The 22,357-nt window shown below is 73.1% G+C and carries 17 protein-coding genes and 3 tRNA genes; 13 read left to right on the top strand and 7 right to left on the bottom strand.

The features are described from left to right. Nucleotides 1-28: 28 nt before the first annotated feature. A complete protein-coding gene (locus tag ACWC94_RS05880) occupies nt 29-622 on the top strand; it encodes a hypothetical protein (RefSeq protein WP_450795136.1) in 594 nt (197 codons plus the stop codon). A gap of 242 nt (nt 623-864) precedes the next feature. Here ACWC94_RS05880 and ACWC94_RS05875 read toward each other — a convergent pair whose 3' ends face one another. The 3 genes from ACWC94_RS05875 to ACWC94_RS05865 all read right to left on the bottom strand — a co-directional run bounded on the left by ACWC94_RS05875 (nt 865) and on the right by ACWC94_RS05865 (nt 3,611). After that, complete coding sequence (locus ACWC94_RS05875; protein ID WP_450795135.1) at nt 865-1,830, bottom strand: DUF5926 family protein; 966 nt, start codon at nt 1,828-1,830, stop codon at nt 865-867. A gap of 142 nt (nt 1,831-1,972) precedes the next feature. Then, a complete protein-coding gene (locus ACWC94_RS05870) occupies nt 1,973-2,611 on the bottom strand; it encodes an ATP-binding protein (protein ID WP_450795134.1) in 639 nt (212 codons plus the stop codon). 169 nt (nt 2,612-2,780) lie between these two features. Continuing rightward, entirely contained in the window at nt 2,781-3,611 is an 831-nt protein-coding gene (locus ACWC94_RS05865; protein ID WP_450795133.1) for a glycerophosphodiester phosphodiesterase, read from the bottom strand. A 223-nt stretch (nt 3,612-3,834) separates the two neighbouring features. On the opposite strand from ACWC94_RS05865, the gene ACWC94_RS05860 reads away from it, so the two are divergent. Together ACWC94_RS05860 and ACWC94_RS05855 are read left to right on the top strand one after the other, a co-directional pair. After that, a complete protein-coding gene (locus ACWC94_RS05860; protein ID WP_450795132.1) occupies nt 3,835-5,316 on the top strand; it encodes a S1C family serine protease in 1,482 nt (493 codons plus the stop codon). 149 nt (nt 5,317-5,465) lie between these two features. Next, nucleotides 5,466-5,550 (top strand) — tRNA-Ser (locus ACWC94_RS05855). Nucleotides 5,551-5,617: 67 nt separating this feature from the next. Here ACWC94_RS05855 and ACWC94_RS05850 read toward each other — a convergent pair. Then, nucleotides 5,618-6,490 (bottom strand): bifunctional DNA primase/polymerase, encoded by an 873-nt coding sequence (locus ACWC94_RS05850; RefSeq protein WP_450795131.1) that lies wholly within the window; start codon nt 6,488-6,490, stop codon nt 5,618-5,620. 332 nt (nt 6,491-6,822) lie between these two features. Between ACWC94_RS05850 and ACWC94_RS05845 the strand changes: the two genes are divergently transcribed. The 6 genes from ACWC94_RS05845 (at nt 6,823) to ACWC94_RS05820 (ending at nt 12,510) form a co-directional block, all read left to right on the top strand. After that, nucleotides 6,823-7,134 (top strand): hypothetical protein, encoded by a 312-nt coding sequence (locus ACWC94_RS05845; RefSeq protein ID WP_450795130.1) that lies wholly within the window; start codon nt 6,823-6,825, stop codon nt 7,132-7,134. A gap of 199 nt (nt 7,135-7,333) precedes the next feature. Then, nucleotides 7,334-8,314, top strand: a complete 981-nt coding sequence (locus ACWC94_RS05840) for a bifunctional MaoC family dehydratase N-terminal/OB-fold nucleic acid binding domain-containing protein (protein WP_450795129.1) — start codon at nt 7,334-7,336, stop codon at nt 8,312-8,314. 1 nt (nt 8,315) lies between these two features. Then, nucleotides 8,316-8,726, top strand: coding sequence for a MaoC family dehydratase (locus ACWC94_RS05835; RefSeq protein WP_450795128.1), 411 nt, complete (start codon nt 8,316-8,318; stop codon nt 8,724-8,726). Further along, a complete protein-coding gene (locus ACWC94_RS05830; RefSeq protein WP_450795126.1) occupies nt 8,723-9,889 on the top strand; it encodes a lipid-transfer protein in 1,167 nt (388 codons plus the stop codon). Before ACWC94_RS05835 ends, ACWC94_RS05830 begins: the two co-directional genes overlap by 4 nt. A 248-nt stretch (nt 9,890-10,137) precedes the next feature. Beyond that, nucleotides 10,138-10,731 carry a SigE family RNA polymerase sigma factor gene (locus ACWC94_RS05825; protein WP_450795125.1) on the top strand — a complete coding sequence of 198 codons (594 nt, stop codon included), beginning with the start codon at nt 10,138-10,140 and terminating at the stop codon, nt 10,729-10,731. A gap of 123 nt (nt 10,732-10,854) precedes the next feature. Next, nucleotides 10,855-12,510 carry a long-chain fatty acid--CoA ligase gene (locus tag ACWC94_RS05820; RefSeq protein ID WP_450795124.1) on the top strand — a complete coding sequence of 552 codons (1,656 nt, stop codon included), beginning with the start codon at nt 10,855-10,857 and terminating at the stop codon, nt 12,508-12,510. 408 nt (nt 12,511-12,918) lie between these two features. On the opposite strand, the gene ACWC94_RS05815 is transcribed toward ACWC94_RS05820, so the two are convergent. Further along, a complete protein-coding gene (locus tag ACWC94_RS05815) occupies nt 12,919-14,148 on the bottom strand; it encodes an MFS transporter (protein WP_450795123.1) in 1,230 nt (409 codons plus the stop codon). Between the two features lie 134 nt (nt 14,149-14,282). Here ACWC94_RS05815 and ACWC94_RS05810 point away from each other — a divergent pair, with 134 nt between their 5' ends. Further along, nucleotides 14,283-14,864 carry a TetR family transcriptional regulator gene (locus ACWC94_RS05810; protein WP_450795122.1) on the top strand — a complete coding sequence of 194 codons (582 nt, stop codon included), beginning with the start codon at nt 14,283-14,285 and terminating at the stop codon, nt 14,862-14,864. Between the two features lie 66 nt (nt 14,865-14,930). On the opposite strand, the gene ACWC94_RS05805 is transcribed toward ACWC94_RS05810, so the two are convergent. Both ACWC94_RS05805 and ACWC94_RS05800 read right to left on the bottom strand, forming a co-directional pair. Then, the gene (locus ACWC94_RS05805; protein WP_450795121.1) at nt 14,931-19,613 is read right to left on the bottom strand and encodes a PAS domain-containing protein; all 4,683 of its coding nucleotides are present in this window, start codon (nt 19,611-19,613) and stop codon (nt 14,931-14,933) included. A gap of 367 nt (nt 19,614-19,980) precedes the next feature. Beyond that, on the bottom strand, nt 19,981-20,487 hold the full coding sequence (locus tag ACWC94_RS05800) for an SSI family serine proteinase inhibitor (RefSeq protein WP_450795120.1): 507 nt from the start codon (nt 20,485-20,487) through the stop codon (nt 19,981-19,983). Between the two features lie 169 nt (nt 20,488-20,656). On the opposite strand from ACWC94_RS05800, the gene ACWC94_RS05795 reads away from it, so the two are divergent. The 3 genes from ACWC94_RS05795 (at nt 20,657) to ACWC94_RS05785 (ending at nt 22,319) form a co-directional block, all read left to right on the top strand. Next, nucleotides 20,657-20,747, top strand: a tRNA-Ser gene (locus ACWC94_RS05795). A gap of 214 nt (nt 20,748-20,961) precedes the next feature. Further along, nucleotides 20,962-21,034 (top strand) — tRNA-Arg (locus tag ACWC94_RS05790). 391 nt (nt 21,035-21,425) lie between these two features. Beyond that, entirely contained in the window at nt 21,426-22,319 is an 894-nt protein-coding gene (locus tag ACWC94_RS05785) for a calcium-binding protein (protein WP_450795119.1), read from the top strand. The last annotated feature ends 38 nt before the right edge of the window (nt 22,320-22,357 follow it).

Below are 22,357 nucleotides of genomic sequence, written 5' to 3'. Positions count from 1 at the left end.
GCTGCGGCTGGTCGCGCTCTTCGGTGGCGTGACGGCCGCGGTCGTGCTGCCGCTGGCGGTGGCGTCCGCGGTGCAGGTGGGCGAGGCGGCCCGGCACACGGCGGCTGCAAAGCCGCACGGCGGGGAGAAGTCAGGGCCTCAGAAGGCCTCCGGGGGCGAGAACGACGCCGGCTCCCGCGCGGACGGCACCGGGTCCGCGGACGGCAAGATCGCGCCGTCCGACCCGGCACCCCGGCTGCTCGGGCTCGGCCTGGACACCGCCGCGCGGTGCGGCCCCCAGCTGACCTCCCCGGACGGCATCGAGGCGCAGACCTGTGTGCTGACCCAGGGCCAGGACACCTGGGCCCGCACCTACTACCGCAACGCCACCGGCAAGCCGCTGGACTCCGTGCTGAGCCTGATGGGTCCGGACGGCCGCACACTGCAGATGCGCTGTGTCACGAGTACGGACGACGAGCCCGCCACCTGCGAGACACCCCGTCGGCACACCAAGGGGGGACCGGACGCCTACACGGCGGTCACCGAGTTCGCCTCGCGCGGGGCCGACGGTGCCCTGCTGCTGCGCTCGGGCAGCGACTCGGCGGACGTCGACGGCAACTCCGTTATCCAGAAGGGGAGTTGACGGTCCGCGACGCGTCGCACGCCGTACGCGGAGATGCAAAGACCCGGTTGCTGGCGACGGGGGATGCACCAGCAACCGGGCTATTGGAACGGTAACAAGAGATCGGCGGTTCGCAAATTCCGCCTCGGTCATTCAGCCACCGATTTCCCTGTCAGAACGGGGAGTTGTGACAGGAGTCACCTGTTGTGCGGGCCGCGGCCGCGCCTTACCGACCGTTCAGTCGCGGCCCCGCGCGCGTGCCGTCAGCTGAGCGTGACCTGCCGGTTGGTCAGTCCGCCCCGCGCCCGGCGTTCGTCCGCCGTGAGCGGCTCGCCGGCGGTCAGGGCGGCGGCGAGGCGCTCGGCGAACTCGGCGGCCGGCTTCTCCACGTCCTCCGCCGTGACCCCGCTCGGCAGGTCCCAGACCGGCACCGTGAGGCCGTGAGCACGGAAGGAGCCCACGAGCCGGGTGCCCTCGCCCAGGCTGGAGCGGCCCGCCGCGTGCAGCCGCGCGAGAGCGTCCAGAAGCTGCTCCTCCGGATGCGGCATCACCCAGCGCAGGTGGTTCTTCTCCGGGGTCTGGCACCAGTACGCGGCGTCCACGCCGGTGAGCTTGGCCGTCGGGATGGCGGCGGCGTTGGCCCGCTCCAGGGAGGCGGTCACCTCCGGCGTGGCGTTCTCCGCGTCCGGCACCCAGAACTCGAAGCCGCTGTGCACGACCGGCTCGAACGGCCCCTCGGGGTCGAGCAGGTCCTGGAGTCGCGGGCCGCCGGCCGGTGCGCGGCGGCCCTGCACCGGCGTGCCGGGGTCGGCCTGGAACGCGCGCTGGAGGATGTCGGCGAGGTCGCGGCTGAGGTCGCCGGACGCCGTGTCGTTCTGCAGGCCGAGCAGCACCGAGCCGTCGTCGCGGCGCAGTGCGGGCCAGGCCATCGGCAGCACCGTGGCGAGCGTGACCGAGGGAACGCCCTCGGGCAGGCCCTCCTTGAGGGTCAGCTCGACCGTCGCGGCCGGCACCAGCTCGCGCAGCGCCACCCAGTCGCACTCACCCGGCAGTCCCTCGAACGGGCGCTGCACCAGCTCGGTCGCCGCGTGCGCCGCGGCCCGGCCGTGGCACGCCTTGTAGCGCCGGCCGCTGCCGCAGGGGCAGGGCTCGCGGGCGCCGACCACCGGGACCTCCGCATCGCTGAGCTGCGGCCGCTCGGCCTTCGTCTGGGGTCGCTTCTTGGCCATCGTGGGGTCTCCCGGTTACGGCTCTTCTCGTACGGGCGGGAGCCTAGCCGTTCGTGCCGTGACCGGCGGGAAGCTGTGGACAACCCACGCCCACCCGGCGCCAGGGGAGTGAACCTGTGGACAACTTCCCGGCCCACGAAGGTCAGTCCAGGTCCTCGAAGGCCTTGGTGAAGTCCAGACCGGCCAGGTCCGGGAGCGCAGGGGCTGTGACGCGCGTAGCGAAACCGTCCGGGCGGCCCCCGGCATCGGGATCGTGCACGTCCTCGTGGACCACCGCCCAGACCGTCACCTCGCCGTGGACGTCGTCCCGGACGCCCCAGTCGTCGGCGAGGGCGGTGATGATGTTCAGCCCGCGGCCGCCGTGGGCGGTCACCGACGGGGTGGCCGGCGCCGGCCGGGTCGGACCGCCGCCGTCCGTCACCTCGACGATGAGCCGGCCGCGCGCGTCGACCCGCCAGGCGGCGCGCACATCACCGTCGCCCGGCAGCGCGTCACCCAGGGGCCGCCCGTGCTTGCAGGCATTGCTCAACAGTTCGGAAAGGATCAGTACGGCGTCGTCGACGACCGATTCGGCCACACCACCGCTGCGCAACTGCGCACGCATCCGGTGCCTCGCCTTCCCCACGCCCGCAGGGCCATGGGGTACGGCCATGCTCGACGACGTGGGCACCTCCTGTGCCACCACCAACGCCACCCCCGAGACCTCCTTTGCCCCACGCCACGGTGTGGATGCCCCATTGGCCTGTACCGGAAACCGGCCAATCCCCTTCCGGTGACGCACTCGCAACGGCCCTGTACGGAGCGAACGCGCCGGAGCACTCCCTGTGACGAAGGCCCTTTCCCTCTGGTCGTCGCATGGCTGGATTTCAATGGTGTGGCCGAGAGGGAGAATTCAGCAGCCGCACAGCGGGGTCAAGGTGTGTGCACAGGTCTTTACCGGTCTCTTGAGGTCACATCCGTCCCAGCTGGCGCAGGACGGCGCCCGGCCGGTTGGTGATGACGGCGTCGACGCCCAGCTCCACGCAGAGGTCGACGTCCTCGGGCTCGTTCACGGTCCACACGTGCACCTGGTGGCCGGCGCGTTTCAGCCGTTCCACATAGGCGGGGTGGTTGCGCACGATGCGGATCGAGGGCCCCGCGATCCGCACGCCCGCGGGCAGCCGCCCGTCGCGCAGCCGCGGGGTGAGGAACTGCACCAGGTAGACGGTCGGCAGGGTGGGCGCGGCGGCACGCACGCGGTGCAGCGAACGCGCGGAGAAGCTCATGATCCGGACCGGGGACTCCGCGGCGGAGGCCGGTGCGTCCAGGCCGAACCGCTTCAGCAGCGTCAGCAGCCGCTCCTCGACCTGGCCGGCCCAGCGCGTGGGGTGCTTGGTCTCGATGGCCAGTTCCACCCGCCGCCCGGCGTCCGCGACCAGCTCCAGCAGTCGCTCCAGGGTGAGCACGGAGGTCTCCGCGGGGTCTTCGGGGCGGGACACCCAGTCGGGCTCCTCGTCCCGCCCGCGCCAGGCGTCGCGTGTCTTCCAGGAACCGAAGTCGAGGGTGGCGAGATCGGCCAGTTCCAGCGCGGAGACGGCGCCGCGGCCGTTGGAGGTACGGTTCACCCGCCGGTCGTGGACGCAGACCAGATGGCCGTCGGCGGTCAGCCGTACGTCGCACTCGAGGGCGTCGGCGCCGTCCTCGATGGCCTTCTTGTAGGCGGCCAGGGTGTGCTCGGGCGCGTCTTCGGAGGCGCCCCGGTGGGCTACGACCTGCAGGGAGCGGTGTGGTGCGTGGGTCACCGCGTCATGGTGCCACCGTCGCGGGGTACGCGTGGCGGCGCGGGCGCGTCCGTGCGACGAACGACGCCATCCGCTCCGTTCATTTATATAACTTTTGCCTCAATGGTCTTATATAAAGAGAACCCCCGGACCCACAGCCACCGCTTATCGTGCTCTGACGGCCCGTGGGAAAAGCTGACTGCATACAACGGGACACAACAGCCGTGGATCGAGGAGAAGAGCTGTGAGCACCGAGAACGAGGGCAACGAGGTACCCCCGGCCCCGTCCGCGCCTCCCGTGCCGGTGGCCTCTCCCGCCTCCCCGCAGGGGCCCGCGCCGGAGGGGAACGCGCCGACGGCTCCGCTTCCGCCGGTGCCCCAGGACGTTCCGGCGGCCGCCGAGGCCCCGGCGGGCCCGGCCGGCGCCCCGCACGCACCCGGCCCGGCCCCCGACGGCTCCTGGCCGCCTCCGCCGCCGGCCACCCCGCCGTACGGCGACGGCCCGGCGTACGGCGAGGGCGGTGCCGCCGGTTTCGGCGGCGCGGGTGGCGCGGGTGGCGCCGGCGGCTGGGGCGCGTCGTACCAGCAGCCCGCCCCCAAGCCCCGCAGCGGACGCGGCGGCCTCGTCGCCGCGGTCCTGGTGGCCGCGCTGGTCGCGGGCGGCCTGGGCGGCGGCCTCGGCTACACCCTGGCCAAGGACCACGACAGCAGCGGCTCCACCACCGTCTCCGCCTCCGACAGCAGCGCCGCGCAGGTCAGGCGCGCCCCCGGCACGATCGCCAACGTGGCCGCCAGGGCGCTGCCCAGCACGGTCACCATCGAGGCCGAGAGCACCAGCGGCGAGGGGGGCACCGGCACCGGCTTCGTCTTCGACAAGCAGGGTCACATCGTCACCAACAACCACGTGGTGGCGGACGCGGTGGACGGCGGCAAGCTCACCGCCACGTTCCCCAACGGCAGGAAGTACGACGCCGAGATCGTCGGCCACGCGCAGGGCTACGACGTCGCCGTCATCAAGCTCAAGAACGCCCCGTCGGACCTGCAGCCGCTCGCCCTCGGCGACTCCGACAAGGTGGCCGTCGGCGACGAGACGATCGCCATCGGCGCGCCCTTCGGCCTGTCCAACACGGTGACGACCGGCATCATCAGCGCCAAGAACCGCCCGGTGGCCTCCAGCGACGGCAGCTCCACCAGCAAGGCGTCGTACATGAGCGCCCTGCAGACCGACGCGTCGATCAACCCGGGCAACTCCGGCGGCCCGCTGCTGGACGCCGCCGGCGCGGTCATCGGGATCAACTCCGCGATCCAGTCGAGCAGCAGCGGCAGCTTCGGATCCGGTCAGTCCGGCTCGATCGGCCTGGGCTTCGCGATCCCGATCAACCAGGCCAAGTACGTCGCCCAGCAGCTGATCAAGACCGGCAAGCCGGTGTACGCCAAGATCGGTGCCTCCGTCTCCCTGGCGGACTCCAGCGACGGAGCGAAGATCACCGACCAGGGCGCGTCCGGCTCCGCCCCGGTCGAGTCGGACGGCCCGGCCGCCAAGGCGGGCCTCAAGCCCGGCGACGTGATCATCAAGCTGGACGACATGGTGATCGACAGCGGCCCGACCCTGATCGGCGAGATCTGGACCCACAAGCCGGGCGACAAGGTGACGATCACCTACAAGCGGGACGGCCAGGAGCACACGGCGCAGCTGACGCTGGGGGCGCGGACGGGCGACAGCTGACCCTGACGCGGGGCACGCGCGCGGAGAGGGTCCCTTTCGGAACAGGGGCGCGCCCCGCCCCGGTTCCCGGGGCCCGGACGGACCACGCCGCCCACCGGACGCCCGATCCCGGTACGCTGTACCCGCTCCGGCCAGGTGGGCGGGAGCGAGGTGGGTTGCCCGAGCGGCCTAAGGGAACGGTCTTGAAAACCGTCGTGGCGCGAGTCACCGTGGGTTCAAATCCCACACCCACCGCGGACATTGAGAAGGGGCGCCTCCGAAGGGGGCGCCCCTTCCGTGTGCTCGGACGGCTGTCCGGGGGTCATGGCCGGTGCCCCGTCATCCGTGCCGCCGAGGCGATCGTCGCCCGGGCCTCGCGCTCCGACAGGCCGGTGCCGACAGCCGCCTCGGTCAGCGGGTCGACCAGGGCGGGGCCGATGCCGTTCTCGTAGGCGCGGCAGGCCGCCCAGAACAGCCGGGTGTTGCGCTGGCCCTCGTGCGCGGAGAGGACGAACTGGACCAGCCCGCGGCCGTGGTCGCCGGGGGCGGGCGGGGCCGGGTGCGGGGGCCGGGGCGGGGGCACGAGCAGGCGCAGCAGGGAGGGCGGGCAGGGGGCCGGCGCCAGGTGCGCGGTGCCCGGGGCGGTCGTGTACACGCCGTGGTCGGTACGGGAGCCGGGGCCCACGAGGTAGCCGCCGGCGCCGCGGATGTCGATACCGGGGGCGAGACGTCCGGCGGAGTTCGGTACGACGACGTCCGGCGGGCCGGTGAGCCACAGGTGCCGCCCGCCGCTCGGGGTGCGCACGACGACCGTCTCCGGAATCGTGAACAGGTGACGCAGGGCCAGTTCGCGCAGCGCGGTCGAGGAGTCGGTGCCGGACTTGGTGTCCAGGTCGACACCGATCAGGTGGTACGGCGGCAGCCCGCAGGCGATGCCGTAGCCGGTGGCCCAGGGGGCGGCGGCGAACAGCTCGCGGATGCGGGCCGGGTCGGTCGAGGCGTCGTACACGCCGTGGCCGAGGCGGCCGCACGCGCCGTGGCAGCGCGCTCCGGCCGGGTCGGGGTCGTCGCGGTGGGGGGAGCGCAGGGCCGGGAGCTTCGTCCGGGACAGGGGGATGACGGCCAGGCCGCGTTCGGCGGCTGACAGGGCGTGCGCGAGGGCCAGCGTCGTGGCCTGCCGGTCGGTGGTGGCCATGCTTCTATGTTCGTACGCATGTTCGAAAAAGGGAAGAGGGAGCCCGGGCGGCACGCCGGATGGGGAGAAATTGGCCCGATGTGCGAAGGAACGATTCACCTCTTGCGCCACTTGAGGGTTGAAATGTCCTCTCCACCCCTCTCTGGGGTGAATGTGATCAAAGGTGGAGATAGGGGTTTATCTACTTGTCATCACACTTGCGTGCGAATGGCGTCTTCCGGGGTGGTTCGCCGGGGATTCGGTGGGCAACTCTGGTCTCGCGACGTCGTCCACGACAGTCAGGGCGGCCGGCCAACTGCCCTGACACAAGCCGCAGTTCACGGAGGAACAACATGGCAAGCATCCGTACCGCCCGCGTTCTCGCCACCGTCGCCGCACTCCCGCTCGCAGCCGCCCTCTTCGGCGGGGTGGCGGCCGCCGACAACGGTGCCTTCGCGGACAGCGGATCGAACGCGGGTGTGGCGTCCATCATCGGCAGCGGAGTCGGTCACGACAACAACGGCAACTCGTCCACCGGGCAGCAGAGCGCGGTCGGTGCCGGGGCCTCGAACCAGAGCAATACAGCCCAGGTCGATCATTCGCCCTTCACAACCGTCCAGCAGGGCAACGAGAACGCCGCGGTCCAGTTCGCCGAGCTGTGGTGAGCCTCTGCGGGGGCCCCTTCGGCTGAGGGCCCTCGTGGGGTGTGCTTCGGGGTCGTCACACGTCCGCGCGGTGGTGCTTCGGTGCCGCCGCGCAGGCGTTTTCCGGACCTTGACACCGGACCCTATCTGACGGACAGTCAGAAACTGGTCCGGGAGCGGCCGGACAGGACGGCGTGGACCGACAGGTTCGGGGGCGGCTGTGAGCAAGGCAGATGGGGTCTTTGACCCGCTCGGCACACGGCTCGTGGCGTACGAGGGGCGGCCGGCCGCCATCGCCGGGGTGGGCAAGGACCCGGTGAACACGCCGATGATCCGGCACTGGTGCGAGGCCATGGGCGATGCCAACCCGGCCTATCGCGGCCCGGATGCCATCGCCCCGCCCACCATGCTGCAGGCCTGGACGATGGGCGGTCTGTCCGGACACGAGGGCCGCACGGGTGCGTACGACGAGCTGCTGGCCCTCCTCGACGCCTCGGGCTGTACGTCGGTGGTGGCCACCGACTGCGAGCAGGAGTATCTGCGGCCCCTGCGCCCGGGCGACCAGGTCACGTTCGACTCGGTGATCGAGTCGGTCTCCGGCCGCAAGACGACGAAGCTGGGCACCGGGTACTTCGTCACGACCCGCACGGACGTCCGGGTCGACGGTGACCTCGTGGGCACGCACCGCTTCCGCATCCTCAAGTACGCCCCGGCCCGCCGCACACCCCGGGCCCCGCGTCCCCGCCCGGTGGTCAACCGGGACAACGCCGGCTTCTGGCAGGGTGTGGCCGAGCACCGGCTCCTCATCCAGCGCTGCACGGGCTGCGGCACCCTGCGCCACCCCTGGCTGCCGGGGTGCAACGCGTGCGGCTGCCTCGACTGGGACACGGTCGAGGCGGGCGGCGAGGGCACCGTCTACTCGTACGTGGTGATGCACCACCCGCCCTTCCCGGCCTTCGCCGAAACCGAATCCGAAACCGAATCCGTATCCGATCACGCGGCCGGGGCCGCGGGTCCGTACGCGGTCGGCCTCGTCGAACTGGCCGAAGGCGTGCGGATGGTGAGCAACGTGGTCGGGGTGCCGTACGACAAGGTGCGCATCGGACTGCCGGTCCGGGCGGAGTTCCGCACCTACGAGGACGCGGAGGGCGCGCTGGTCCTGCCGGTCTTCCGGGCCGTCGACGGCGAGGGCGAGGACTGACATGGACGTGACGCCGACACCGGCGGCGGGCACCGAACTGCCCCCGCTGGAGATCCCGGTCACACGGACGCTGATCGTGGCGGGGGCGATCGCGTCGCGGGACTACCAGGACGTCCACCACGACGCCGAGCTGGCCAGGCAGAAGGGCTCACCGGACGTCTTCATGAACATACTGACGACGAACGGCCTGGTCGGCAGGTACATCACGGACCACTTCGGCCCGACGGCGGTGCTCCGCAAGGTCGCCATCAGGCTGGGCGCGCCCAACTATCCGGGGGACACGATGGTGCTGACGGGCAGGATCGAGGCGGTCGACGGCGACACCGCGACCGTACGGGTCGTTGGCGACAACGCCCTCGGCAGACATGTGACGGGCACGGTGACGGTCACGGTCCCCGAGGGCCGCTCATGAGCGTGCGCAGCCGGGACACCCTGGCCGGACGCGCCGCGATCGCCGGCATCGGGGCCACCGAGTTCTCCAAGGACTCCGGGCGCAGTGAGCTGCGGCTCGCCGTGGAGGCGGTGCGGGCCGCGCTCGACGACGCGGGGCTGGCGCCGGCGGACGTGGACGGGATGGTGACGTTCACGATGGACACCAACCCGGAGATCACGGTGGCCCAGGCCTGCGGGATGGGCGAACTGTCCTTCTTCTCGCGGGTCCACTACGGCGGCGGTGCGGCCTGCGCGACGGTCCTGCAGGCGGCGCTCGCCGTGGCGACGGGCATGGCGGAGGTGGTGGTCTGCTACCGCGCCTTCAACGAACGGTCGGGCCGCAGGTTCGGCGTGGGCGTGCGGCACCGGGAGCCCTCGGCGGAGGGGGTGGCGCTCGGCTGGGTGCTGCCGTTCGGGCTGCTCACCCCGGCCTCCTGGGTGGCGATGGCGGCCCAGCGGTATCTGCACGCGTACGGGCTGACGCCGGACGTGTTCGGGCATGTGGCCGTGGTGGACCGCGCGTACGCGGCGACGAACCCGGCGGCGTACTTCCACGGCCGCCCGATCACGCTCGCCGAACACGCGGCCTCCCGCTGGATCGTGGAGCCGCTGCGGCTGCTGGACTGCTGCCAGGAGACCGACGGCGGGCAGGCGATCGTCGTCACGTCCCTGGAGCGGGCCCGGGACCTGCCGCATCCCCCCGCCGTGATCGCGGCGGCCGCCCAGGGCGCCGGCCGGGCGCAGGAGCAGATGACCAGCTTCTACCGGGACGATCTGACCGGCCTGCCGGAGATGGCCGGGGTGGCCCGCCGGCTGTGGCGCGACTCCGGTCTGGGCCCGGCCGACATCGATGTGGGGATCCTCTACGACCACTTCACACCCTTCGTGCTGATGCAGCTGGAGGAGTTCGGGTTCTGCGGGAAGGGGGAGGCGGCGGGCTTCGTGGCCGAGCGGCGGCTGCCGCTCAACACCCACGGGGGCCAGCTCGGGGAGGCGTACCTGCACGGCATGAACGGCATGGCGGAGGCGGTACGCCAGCTGCGGGGCACCGCGGTGAACCAGATACCGGGAGCGGCCCGGACCCTGGTGACGGCCGGCACCGGGGTGCCGACATCGGGACTCGTCCTGACGGGGGACGGCTGAGCCGAGGGCCGGGCCGCCCTCCGGGGCCGCGCCGGCCGACGGACCGGACCCGCACCCGGGTCGGGGTCGGGCCGGTGGGCGGAGCCGGAGGTGACAGGTGGGGAGTCGGGGTCGTACCCGCAGACGGGGTGCGTCCGCCGTCCACCTTCAGGAGGTGGAGTCAGCCCCACCCCTACAACCTGAGGGGGACTCCGCTTCGGGACCTGCGGGCGATCCGCCGGAGGGGGAGCCGCTCCTAGCGTGGAGCCATGACCACACCCGTCTGCACCAGCGCCTCGGCCGCCGCCGCACCAAGGCGGCAGACCCTCCCGCACGCACGGCTCAGGGCGGGCGGGGAGACTCCCGCCTACCCGTCGTTCGCGTCGTACGTGCGGGCCCGCCAGCCGGTCCTGCTGCGCACCGCACGCTCGCTGACCGCGAACCTGAGCGACGCCGAGGATCTGCTGCAGACCGCGCTCGCCAAGACCTATGTGGCGTGGGAGCGGATCGAGGACCAGCGGGCGCTCGACGGCTATGTCCGCCGGGCGCTGCTGAACACCCGGACCTCGCAGTGGCGCAAGCGCAGGGTGGACGAGTTCAGCTGCGACGAACTGCCCGAGCCGGAGCCCGTGCCCGGGGACGGCGACCCGGCCGAGCGGCAGGCGCTGCACGACGCCATGTGGCAGGCGGTCATGAGGCTGCCGGCGCGGCAGCGGGCGATGGTCGTCCTGCGCTACTACGAGGACCTCAGCGAGGCCCAGACCGCCGAGGTGCTCGGGGTGTCGGTGGGCACGGTGAAGTCGGCGGTGTCGCGTGCGCTCGGCAAGCTGCGTGAGGACCCCGAGCTGGAACTGATCCGCTAGACCGGAATTTCCTTCCGTTTTCCTCCCCGGTGACCCATCCCCTAGTGACATACCGCGCGGTATGTGAGCAGAATCAGCGCTACCTCTACCACCGCGTAGGCAACGCCGCCCCGGGAGGACTCCGTGCTGAGCACCATGCAGGACGTACCGCTGACCGTCACCCGCATCCTCGTGCACGGGACGCTGGTGCACGGGCGGTCCCAGATCACCACCTGGACCGGTGAGGCCGAGCCCCAGCGGCGCAGTTTCGCCGAGACGGGGCTGCGCGCCGTACAGCTGGCCAACGCCCTGCGGGACGAACTCGGCGTCCGGGGCGACGACCGGGTGGCGACCCTGATGTGGAACAACGCCGAGCACGTCGAGGCGTACTTCGCGATCCCGTCCATGGGCGCGGTGCTGCACACGCTCAATCTCCGGCTGCCCGCCGAGCAGCTGGTGTGGATCGTCAACCACGCGGCCGACAAGGTCGTCATCGTCAACGGTTCCCTGATCCCGCTGCTCGCGCCGCTGCTGCCCAAGCTGCCGACGGTGGAGCACATCGTCGTCTCCGGCCCCGGCGACCGTACGCCGCTCGCGGGCGCCACCGCGCGGGTGCACGAGTACGAGGAGCTGATCGCGGGCCGGCCGACCAGGTACGACTGGCCGGAGCTGGACGAACGCCAGGCAGCCGCCATGTGCTACACCTCCGGCACGACGGGTGATCCCAAGGGCGTGGTGTACAGCCACCGTTCGATCTACCTGCACTCCATGCAGGTCAACATGACCCAGTCGATGGGCCTGACCGACGAGGACACCGCGCTGATCGTGGTGCCCCAGTTCCACGTCAACGCCTGGGGGCTGCCGCACGCCACCTTCATGACCGGCGTGAACATGCTGATGCCGGACCGTTTCCTGCAGCCCGCGCCGCTCGCCGAGATGATCGAACGCGAGAAGCCCACCTACGCGGCGGCCGTCCCGACCATCTGGCAGGGCCTGCTCGCCGAACTCACCGCCCGCCCCCGGGACACGAGGTCCCTCACCCAGGTCACCATCGGTGGCTCCGCCTGCCCGCCCTCCCTCATGGAGGCCTTCGACCGGCTCGGCATGCGCGTCTGCCACGCCTGGGGCATGACGGAGACCTCGCCGCTGGGCACGGTGGCCCGCCCGCCGGCCCACGCGGCCGGTACGGACGAGGAGTTCGCCTACCGCCTCACCCAGGGCCGCTTCCCGGCGGGCGTCGAGGCCCGCCTCACCGGTCCCGGCGGCGAACGCCTGCCCTGGGACGGCGAGTCGGCGGGCGAGCTGGAGGTGCGCGGCCCGTGGATCGCGGGCGCGTACTACAACGGACCCGACGCCGAACCCCTGCGCCCCCGCGACAAGTTCAGCGAGGACGGCTGGCTGAAGACCGGCGACGTCGGGACCATCTCTCCCGACGGCTTCCTCAACCTCACCGACCGTGCCAAGGACGTCATCAAGTCGGGCGGCGAGTGGATCTCCTCGGTGGAACTGGAGAACGCGCTGATGTCCCACCCGGACGTCGCCGAGGCCGCGGTGGTCGCCGTGCCCGACGAGAAGTGGGGTGAACGCCCGCTGGCCACGGTCGTCCTGCGGGAGGGTGCCACCGCCGACTTCACGACCCTGCGCGCCTTCCTCGCCGAGGAGGGCCGCATCGCCAAGTGGCAGCTGCCCGAGCGCTGGACGATCGTCGAGGCGGTGCCGAAGACGAGTGTGGGCAAGTTCGACAAGAAGGTGCTGCGCAGGCAGTACGCGGACGGCCACCTGGACATCACCCACCTCTGACCGGGAGCGGCGCTCGCCGCGGGGCGCTCACCGCGGGGCGTCCGCCGAGCGGTGAGCGCCGTGGGACACCGGCCGGGTATCCGGGGTGCGGCTTGCCGCGCGGCGTGTGTTCGTGTGTCGTGTTGCGCGGGCTGCCTGGTGCCTGACATGGGGCACTCGCCGGGGCGCGTCGGCTGGGGCGTTCGTCGTGCGTCACCTGCCACGTGGCGCGTGTCGTGCGACAGCGGCCGTGCGGCACGCGCTGTTCGGCCCCGGCCCCGGCCCCGCGGCCCGCGGTACCGGTCGCCCGGCTCCGGCCCTGCGGTACCGGTCGCCCGGCCCCGCCCCGCCGCAGCGCGCCCCGCGATACGGGCTCTGCGATAACAGGCTCCGCGGCGGGCGCTCTGCGGTCCGGTCCTGCGACGTTCCTCACCCGCGCCGCAGTGTGGTCGTCCAGCCCAGCAGCAGCCACAGCGCGGCCACCGCGCACACCCCAGCCCAGCCCCAGTGGCCGAAGGCGGGGCCCGCGGCGGCCGAGGCGAGGGCGCCGCCGGCGAAGCCGGAGACGACGTAGGCGGTGTTGGCGGTGGCCGGGGCGGACGTCGTGGTCAGCGCGAGGGTCTGGTTGGCGACGTGCGAGGCGACCAGCGCCGCGTGGACGGCGATCGCTGCGGCGAACAGCGCCACCAGGACGTGCCCGCCGAGCCAGAACAGCGGCACGGCCACGGCCGCGAGCAGATACGCGGTGCCGACGACCCGCCCCGCGCCGAAGCGGTCCACCAGGCCCCCGGCCAGCGGCGCCACCGCGCTGGAGGTCAGCCCGAAGAGGCCGAAGAGGCCGGCGGTCGCCGTGGACAGGCCGTAGGAGGGGCCGGTCAGCAGCAGCGTCAGCGACGTCCACAGCGCGCTCCAGGCGCCGAACATGCCCGCCTGCCTGAGGCACGCCCGCCACAGGTCGGGCGAACGGCGCACCAGCCCCGGCAGCTCGGCCAGGCCCGAGAACAGCCCGCCCCGCCGGGCCCGCCGCTCCGACGGCAGAGCCAGTGCGGTGGCCAGACCCAGCGCGAGGGTCAGTACGGCGGACCCGGCGAACACCCAGCGCCAGCCGAAGACCTGTCCGGCCAGGCCGCCGACGACACGGGCGGCCACGATCCCGGTGAACAGCCCGGCGATGACGGCCGCGACATGCCGGGCGCGCCGGTGTGCGGGGGCCCGTTCGGCGACCAGCGGGACCAGCAGCTGCGGTACGACGGTCGCGGCGGCGGCCAGGAACACGGCGGCGGCGAGGGCGGCGGTGCCGGGGGCCGCGGCGGCGGCGACCAGCGCCACCGTGGTGGCCACGGACAGGCCGGCGACGAGCGGGCGCCGGTTGACGCGGTCGCCGAGCGGGGCGAAGAAGAGCAGGCCGGCCGCGTAGCCGAGCTGGGCGACGGACGCGATCCAGGTCACGGCTGCGGGGACGGTACCGAAATCGTGGGCGATCAGGGGGAGCAGCGGGGCCGCGAGGTAGATGTTGGCGGCGGTGACGGCCGTGCAGACGGCGATGAGCAGGAGGAACGGGCCGCCCGACGTGCCGGATGCGGCGGAGGGCCCGCGGGCGGGGACTCGGTCGCGGACACGGATCCGGTGTGCCGGGCGGGTGCTGGTGGCTGACGGCATGAGCGGTGACACTCCTTGGAGCCGACTCTGGCAACTAACTCGTTGGTTGGTAACCGTCAACAGGGTGCCCCAGGCCCTCATTCCCGTCAACCAAATAGTTGGTTACTTGCCTGGCCGAGCCCTACCCTGTCCCCATGGCAGCAGTCAGGGACCCCGAGGCCACCAAGGCCCGCATCTTCGAGGCGGCGGTCGCCGAGTTCGCCCGGCACGGCATCGCGGGCGCCCGCATCGACCGCATCGCCGCCGAGGCCAAGGCCAACAAGCAGCTGATCTACGCCTACTTCGGCAACAAGGCGGAGCTGTTCACCCAGGTCCTCGGCACCTGCATGGTCGACCTGGCCGCCGCCGTCCCCGTCGACCCCGACGACATCGAAGGCTGGGTCGACCGCCTGCTCGACTACCACGCCACCCACCCCGAACTGCTGCGCCTGCTGTTCTGGGAGGGCATCGAGTACGGCACCGCCGAGCTGCCCGACGAGCCGACCCGCCAGGAGCACTACGCCCGCAAGGTGGCCGCCGTCGCCGACGGCCAGGCCCGGGGCGTGATCACCGACGCGTTCCCGCCCGGCGACCTCCTGCTGCTGCTGACCGCCCTGGCCAACTGGATGGCCGTGGTCCCGCAGATGCGGCGCATCCTCACCGGCACGGAGGACCCCGACCGCGACCGCCTGCGAACCTCCATCAAGGAGGCGGCCCGCAGGCTGGTGGCACGCTAGGCGACAGCACTCCTGCGCGAAGCTCCCCGAACCCGCGGTCCCTGGGGACCGGCGCCCCGAAACCCCCTAGTTCGTGCCGATCCTGGCCAGCAGATCCACGATCCGGTCCTGCACCTCGGCGCTGGTCGACCGCTCCGCGAGGAACAGCACCGTCTCGCCCGAGGCCAGCCGGGGCAGGTCGGCCTGGTCGACGGCTGCCGTGTAGACGACCAACGGTGTGCGGTTGAGCTGCCCGTTCGCGCGGAGCCAGTCGATGATCCCGGTGGAGCCGGCCTGCCGCCGCTGCACCCGCATCAGGTCCATCACCACGAGGTTCGGCCGGAACTGCCCGGCGAGCGTCACCGCGTCGTCGTCGCTCGCGGCCCGCGCCACCTGCATCCCGCGCCGCTCCAGCGTCGCGGTCAGCGCCAGCGCGATCTCCGCGTGCTCCTCGATGAGCAGCACCCGCGGCGGATGCTGCTCACTGTCCCGCGGCGCCAGCGCCTTCAGCAGAACGGCGGGATCGGCGCCGTACGCCGCCTCGCGCGTCGCCTGCCCGAGCCCGGCCGTCACCAGGACCGGCACCTCGGCCGCGACCGCGGCCTGCCGCAGCGCCTGCAGGGCCGTCCGCGTGATGGGCCCGGTCAGCGGGTCCACGAACAGGGCGGCCGGGAACGCCGCGATCTGCGCGTCGACCTCCTCACGGGAGTGCACGATCACCGGCCGGTAGCCACGGTCGCTCAGCGCCTGCTGGGTCGTCGCGTCCGGCGCGGGCCACACCAGCAGCCGGCGCGGGTTGTCCAGCGGCTCCGGGGGCAGCTCGTCGTCGAGCGGCTGCGGCAACGGCGCGTCCGAGACCTCGACCGCCCCACCGGGACCGTCCAGCGGCTCGGGCCCCTCGGCGGCATCGGCGTCCGGCGCGCCTATGGCGTACGACCGGCCCGCGCCCTCGGTGACCGGGGCGAGCAGGGACTGCCCGGCGAGCGACGGCTGCGCCTGCGCGGGGACCGGCTGTCCGCCGGGTGACGGCTGCGCGAGGGACGGCTGCGCGGGCGCCGGTTCGGCCGCCGGATGCGGCAGGGCCGCCTGCTCCGGCTGCTGTTCCGCGCGCTGGGCCGGGTCGGGGGGCGTGCCCAGCTTGCGCCGCCGCCCGGATCCGCCCGGCGCGTGCGGCGGCGGGGTCGCCGTCGGCTGCTGCACCTGCGCGGCCTGCCGCGAGAACGGCACGCCCTGCCCGAGTGTGCGGACACTGATCGCCCGGCCCTGCGTCGAGTTCGGGTCGGCCGCGGCATCCTCGGGGGGCAACGGCTGCGCGGCCCGCGGCGCCTGGGCACCGGTGTGTTCCACGGGGAGCGGGGTGCCCGGGACGGGCGTGCCGGTCTGCGGTACGGGCGTGCCCGCGCCGGAGGTGTCGTCGGTGCCGGGCCACTGCTGGGGCACACCGGGCGTCTGGACGGCCGTCGGCACCTGCCCGGTACCCGCCCCGGCCGGCGAGGGCCCGCCGCTCGGGGTACCACCGGGCGGAGTCGCGGCCGGGACCACCGGAGGCTGCTGACCGGGCGCGGACACACCGGCCCGGGCACCCGGTCCCGCCTGCGCGGGAGCCGGAGTCTGCGCCGCGGCCGGCGCGGGACCGGCCTGGGCGGGGATGCCCTGGCCGGCCGTACCCTGCGCCGGAAGGCCGTGAACGGGCGTGCCGTGACCGGGAGTCGGTGCTCCGGCGGGGGGCGGTACGGGCTGTCCCGGGAGCGCCTGGCCGGGAGCCGGAGTCTGCGCCGCGGCCGGCGCGGGACCGGCCTGGGCGGGGATGCCCTGGCCGGCCGTACCCTGCGCCGGAAGGCCGTGAACGGGCGTGCCGTGACCGGGAGTCGGTGCTCCGGCGGGGGGCGGTACGGGCTGCCCCGGGAGCGCCTGGCCGGGAGCGGCTTGTGCGGGAGGCATCGGTGCCGGGGCCGGCTGCGCGCCCTCCGGTGCCATCGGCTGAGCGGGGTCCGTCGGCTGGGCCACGGCCCGGCGGCGGCGACCGGTCGGCGCGCTGGTCGGATGCGGCTGCGGCGGGGTGTGGTCCGCGGCCTGGTCGAGCGGTACGGCGTCGTGCCGGCCGTCGTCACCGGGCACCCCGGGGACGGGCAGCGGCTGCTGAGCCGCCACCCGCACCTGCCCGGCGCCCTGCCCCGGAACCCCCGGTTGCCCCTCGGCGGCTCCCGGAACGGCCCCCGCACCCGGCCCGGCGGGCGCGACCGCCCCCGGCCCGACCGGCACAGTGCCCGCGGGCCCCGCAGGCGCGCCCGGAACCCCGCCGGACGCCGGAACCGTACCCACCCCGTTCGCCGCGTCCGCGGACTGCGGGGAGCGGTCGGCCTCGGCCGGCGGCAGGGCGAAGACCGTACGGGCGCCGGCCTCCTGGGCGGCGGCCCGCTCCGCCGCGGCGGCCAGCGCACGCCGGCGCCGCCCGGTCGGCTGCCCGCCCTCGGCCGGCGCGCCGTCCGCAGCCGCGATGGCCTGCGCACCGGCGACCGTCTCCGTACCCGGAACGATCTCCGCGCCCGGAACGGCCGGAACCCCCGGTGCCGCCCCGCTGCCCGCCGCCGCGGGCAGGGCGGCCGGCAGGGCCGGCTGCGGGGCGCCCGAGTCGTGGGGGCGCCGGCCCGTGGGAACGGGCACGCCCTGGGGCGGAACGGCGGAGCCCAGGCCCGTACCCGAGGCAGCGGCCCCGGCGGCATGCTCGGCCGCCGTCACCACCGCCCCCTCGCTCACGGCCGCACCGTCCCCGCCGTTGCTCTCGGCGGGCCTGCCGCGTCGCCGCCCGGTGCCCCCGGACGCGCTCTCCGTGCCCTCGGCCGCCGGGACCGCGCCGGTCTCCTCGGCGGGCGCGGCGGCACGCCTGCGGCGCCGCCCGGTCGGTGCGGGGGCCTCCGTGTCATCGGTCCGGCCCGCCGCGGGCACCTCACTCTCCAGGAAGGCGTCCGTGGAGGCGCGCCGGGCCCGCCGCCGTCCGCCACCGGCCCCGTCCTCCGCGGCCGGCTCACCGCCGCCCGAGATCTGCGTGACCGGTCCCTGCCCGGCCGGAAGCGCGGCGACCGCCGGTGCCTGTCCGTCGACCGTCCCGGCGCCACCGCCGAGCGGCACTTCCAGCACATACGCGCTGCCGCTCATGCCCGGCACCTCGTGGGTCTGCAGCACACCGCCGTGGGCCCGTACGATCCCGCGCACGATCGGCTCGTGCACCGCGTCTCCCCCGGCGTACGGTCCGCGCACCTCGATCCGTGCGACCTCACCGCGCTGCGCGGCGGCGACCACCACGGTGTTGTCCAGGTAACCGCCCGCGGAGACGGGCGAGTTGCCGGTCGCGTCGACGCCGGCCACGTCCGCCACGAGGTGGGCGAGCGCGGTGGCGAGCCGCTGCGGGTCCACCTCCGCCTCGATGGGCGGCGCGTGCACGGCGAACTGCACCCGCCCCGGCCCGATCAGCTCGACGGCCCCGTCCACACCCGCGGCGACGACGGCGTCCAGCATCACCTTCGTACGGGCGATGTCCTCGGCGCCGGCGTCCAGCCGCTGATAGCCGAGGACGTTGTCGATGAGCGTCGTGATCCGCGCGTACCCGGCGGAAAGGTGATGCAGCACCTGATTGGCCTCGGGCCACAGCTGCCCGGCATCGTCGGCGGCCAGCGCGGCCAGCTCGCGCCGCAGCTCCTCCAGGGGCCCGCGCAGCGACTGCCCCAGCAGGGTCAGCAGCTGCTCGTGGCGCCCGGCCAGCGCCTCGTACCGGTCCTTCTCCCGCTCGGCGAGCGCGGCGTACCGCTCCTCGCCGGCCGCCACCTCCTCCGCGTGCTTCTCGCGCAGCTCCTCGAGCTCGGTGACATGCTGCTGGCGCAGTGCGGTCAGGTCGGAGGCGTGCTCCTCGGAGAGCCGTTCGACCTCCTCCGCGTGCGCCTTCTCCAGCGCCGCCTTCTCCTCGGCCAGGGTCTCGAGCGGGCGCCGGTCGGTGAAGGTCATCACGGCGCCGACGAGCTGGTCCCCGTCGCGCACGGGAGCGGTGGTGAGGTCGACGGAGACCTTCTCCTCGCCCTTGGACCACAGCACCTGCCCGCGCACCCGGTGCTTGCGCCCGGAGCGCAGGGTGTCGGCGAGCGGGGACTCCTCGTACGGGAAGGGGGAACCGTCGGGGCGCGAGTGCAGCACGAGCGTGTGCAGCTCCTTGCCGCCCAGCTCACCGGCCCGGTAACCCAGTATCTGGGCGGCGGCCGGATTGACGAGGACGATCCGGCCCTCGGTGTCGGTGCCCACGACGCCCTCGGCCGCGGCCCGCAGGATCATCTCGGTCTGCCGCTGCGAGCGCGCCAGCTCGGCCTCGGTGTCGACGGTCCCGGACAGGTCCCGTACGACGACCATCAGCAGCTCGTCACCGGTGTAGCCGTAACCGTCGTACGCCTGCTGGCCGTTCTCCAGATTCGCGCTCGTGACCTCGACCGGGAACTCCGTCCCGTCGGTCCGCCGCGCGATCATCCGCGTCGGCTTCGTGCGCCCGTGCGGGTCCATGTGATCGGGCCGCCGCATCGAGCCGGGGATGAGCCGCGAGTCGAACTCCGGCAGCAGATCGAGCAACCCGCGCCCGACGAGCGCCGTGCCCGGCGCCTCGAAGGCCTCCAGCGCGATGGTGTTCGCGTTGACGACGGTTCCGTTGGCGTTGACCAGGACCAACGCGTCCGGCAGCGCGTCGAGTATGGCTGCGAGGCGAGCAGCGCCTCGGGATGGCCTGCTGCTCACGAGACGCCTTCCTCCCTGTTACCGCACCTTGCCGACCGCTCGGGCCATCTTGCCAACCGGCCCGCGACGTGTCACGCGAGGGAGTCTAAGCGCACACGTTGCGCTCGCGACGCCGGATGCGAGGGAGGTCCCACGACGAAGTGACACCGAACGCGTGACCGCACGCCGCCCCCGGCCCCCGGCCGCGCCCCCGGCTGCTCCTCCGGTGCCCCTGCGGCACTGCTCAGGCTCCGTCCCGGTTCCGCTCCGGCTCCGCGAGACCTTCGCCGGACCTTTACCGGACCGGTGATTCCACCAGGAGAACCCCGGCGGGCGGGAGCCCTCCACGAGCCACCCCCGGGCCCCTCGTCCCGGCCGGGCCGGCCGCTCAGACGGTCACCGGGCCCAGCTTCGGCAGCAGGGGCACCAGCCCGTCCCACCGCCCGATCTCGCACCCGTTGCTGCGGTCGTAGCCGGCGTCGACCCTGCGTCCGGCCCAGGTGCCGGTCACCCGGGCGGTGGCCGGTCCGCCGTAGAGCATGGTGCAGGCGGTGCCGGGCGCCACCGGGGCGAAGAGGTCCCGCCCCCAGCGCGTGTGCCCGTCCAGCACCCGGCAGGCCTGCGCCGCGTCCGGGTGACTCCCGCCGGCCGGGTGACAGGACAGCTCGTACGTCCCGTCCCGCCCGGGTCCGGCCTGCCGCACGACGACGGTGAGGTGATCGCCGCCCCGGTCCTGGGGCCGCACGGGCGACGGCCCGGCCGGTACGGCCACGGCGGGCACGGCGGACAGGGCGAGGAGCCCCGAGACAGCGGCCAGGACAGGCCCGGCGCCGCCCCGGACCGGACCCGGCCGGACACCGGCGCGCGACGGACCTCGCTGAAGAAGAAAGACCATGTCCTGCCCAACGCCCGCGGCCCCCGGACGTTGCGCCGCGCCTCGCCGGAGGAAGCCCTTTGCCCTGTGACCCGGGTGCCTAGTACCGTGGGGGGCGATTGGTGACAGGCCGCTCGGCTGTGTCATCATCTGCACGCACCGATCGCGCGCTCGCGTGAGCGGTTGTGCTGGAGGCGTCGCCTAGTCCGGTCTATGGCGCCGCACTGCTAATGCGGTTTGGGCCTTAAAGCCCATCGAGGGTTCAAATCCCTCCGCCTCCGCACCGATCCCGAAGCCCCGGTCCCCAGGACCGGGGCTTCGGCGTTCCCGCCCCGGCTTCCTCCTGCGTGCGCCTCTCGGCCTTCGTCGGCGTTTGTGCAGGTCACAAGGGGTATGCGAATCGGATTTCACATGGCGGCGGCAGTCATGTAATGTTCTTCCTGTCGCCGCGAGCGGGCCGAAAGGGCCGGGAGCGGGGACAAAACAAAAGAACAAGCACTCGTAGCTTAACGGATAGAGCATCTGACTACGGATCAGAAGGTTGCAGGTTCGAATCCTGCCGAGTGCGCAAAAGGCCAGAGGCCCTGTGGAGTGATCCGCGGGGTCTCTGGCTTTTTGATCACCTGGGGTGCACCGAAGCAGGGTGCAGGAGGCTGTGGACGGGCAGCCTCCTGCGGGGCTGTGCTCCGCGGTGCCGGTCACCCTCCTCTCGTCCTCATGTGCCGCGCTCTGCGACGACGCCTTCAGCATTGCCAAGTGGTCATGTCGACGTCATATGCAGCTAGGCCGTTCGGGTGGGGTCACCCGGGGGCTGAACCCGGTTCGGAGAAATTCCATCTTCCGTACAACCGTTCGCCGTTGCCGTAGGTCTCCGGTACGAGTCGCCAGACTCCTCAGACCCGTCGGGCCCGCGAGTCCCCCACCTCGCCAAGGCCCCATTCCTCACTTGGGGAACACACATGCGCATTCGTGCCAGCCTGGCCACCGCGGCTCTCTCCGGTGCCGCAGCCCTGACCGCCCTGGCCGTCCCCGCCGCGCACGCCGCGGGGAACCCGGCTGCCGCCAAGGCCGAGCAGTTCAAGAGCGCCCACCAGGCGTCGAGCAAGCAGCAGTCCGTCGCCGCCTCGCCCGCCACCGAGGCGGACGGCGACATCCAGGTCACCAAGGTCACCGTGAACGCCAACAAGGACGTCGTCGTCGGCCTGTCGCCGAAGTCGTTCAACGTCTACGTGACCGTGACCGACCCGTCGGGCATCAACCCCGAGCAGCACGGTGTGGACGTCGCCCTGTGGCACGGCACCGACCTGGCGGGCGGCGACTTCGACGGCTTCCTCTGGAACGAGAACGGCGCCGAGAGCTGCGACTACTGGAGCGCGACCGCCGCCACCTGCAAGTTCACGATCACGGCCAAGCCGGGTGAGGTCGACGGGCTGTGGGACAGCTCGCTGAACGGCAAGTGGAACGTCACCGTCTTCGCGTCCGCCAACGACGGGGACTCCCTCGAGAACGACTTCTACAAGAACCACTGGATCAAGCGCGCCAGCAGCTTCAGCGGCTTCAACGCGGGCCCGGAGCCCGTCGCCAAGGGCAAGGCCATCACGGTCTCCGGCACCCTGAACCGCGCCAGCTGGACCAACATGAAGTACTACGGCTACGGCAGCCAGCCCGTCCAGCTGCAGTTCAAGAAGGCGGGCAGCAGCACGTACAGCACCGTCAAGACCGTGACGACGTCCTCCAGCGGTTACGCGAAGACGACGGTCACCGCCTCCGTGGACGGCACCTGGCGCTTCCACTACGCGGGCAACGGCAACTCGTCCGTCGCCGACGCCTACGACTACGTCGACGTCCGCTGATCCACGAGATCCGCTGATCACCCCTGGGTGAGACAGAA

The organism is Streptomyces sp. NPDC001135, assembly GCF_053598395.1.
Note: the sequence above shows the minus strand (reverse complement) of the source record. Positions and strands in the feature narration are given on the sequence as shown.